At 59.3% G+C, this 949-nt stretch carries 1 protein-coding gene; it reads right to left on the reverse strand.

All coding sequences use genetic code 11. From position 1 onward, the window contains the following. Positions 1-216: 216 nt before the first annotated feature. The gene (upp, locus tag BGIM_RS0141800) at positions 217-837 is read right to left on the reverse strand and encodes a uracil phosphoribosyltransferase (RefSeq protein WP_020475553.1); all 621 of its coding nucleotides are present in this window, start codon (positions 835-837) and stop codon (positions 217-219) included. Positions 838-949 lie beyond the last annotated feature (112 nt).

The raw sequence follows: 949 nt of genomic DNA on the forward strand, positions 1-949 counted from the left end.
CGTCGATGGCCCCTTCAAGATGCGAGACAAAGTGCATGGGGAATTTCCGATGATTGGTGAATTACCGTGAAGCCGCGACGCGGAGTCTTCGCAGCGGAGCGCGGACTTCCTGCGTGAAATCGCTGATTGTTTGGGCAATCATTTGGCCCGGGCAGTCCGCGCTCCGCTGCGAAGACTCCGCGTCGCGGCTTCACGGCTTGCCGGTGGTTTCGAAGTTCAAAATGTTCCAAACTGCCGGTCGCCCGCATCGCCCAGGCCGGGGACGATATAGGCGTTTTCATTAAGGTGGGAGTCCATCGCGGCCAGGTGAATGCGCACATCCGGGTGATCGTTTTGCAGAACCGTCACTCCCTCGGGGGCGGCGATCAGGCCGATGAAGCGGATATCCTTCAAGCCCCAATTTTTCAGGATCGAGACGGCGGCGCTGGCCGATCCGCCGGTGGCGAGCATCGGGTCCACGATATAGCCCACGTCGATGTTCGGTTGGGGGGGCAGTTTGTTGTAGTAGGTGATCGGCTGGTGCGTTTCGTGGTCGCGGAACAGGCCGAGATGCCAGACAACCGACTTCGGCAGAATGTGCAACATCGCCTCGGCCATGCTCAACCCGGCCCGCAGGATGGGGATGATGCCCACTCGCTGCCAGATCACTTCGCTGGGGCAATCCGCCAGCGGCGTCCGCACGGTGACCGCCGTGGTTTCGAGGTCGGCGGTGGCTTCCACAAACAAAAGCTGGCCAAGCTCCCCCACCAGATTGCGGAACAGCATCGGCTCCGTTTTGGCATCCCGGAGCAGCGCCACCTTGTGTTTGACTAGCGGATGTTTGGAAACTTTGACCATGTCGGGGAACCCGGGTTGAGGTTTTGGAAGCGGGATTTGGGAAGTAGGGTTTAGGGTTTGGGAAGTAGGGTTTAGGGTTTAGGGTTTAGGGTTTAGGGTTTAGGGTTTAGGG

It is taken from the genome of Zavarzinella formosa DSM 19928, from assembly GCF_000255705.1.
Taxonomy (GTDB): Bacteria; Planctomycetota; Planctomycetia; order Gemmatales; family Gemmataceae; genus Zavarzinella; species Zavarzinella formosa.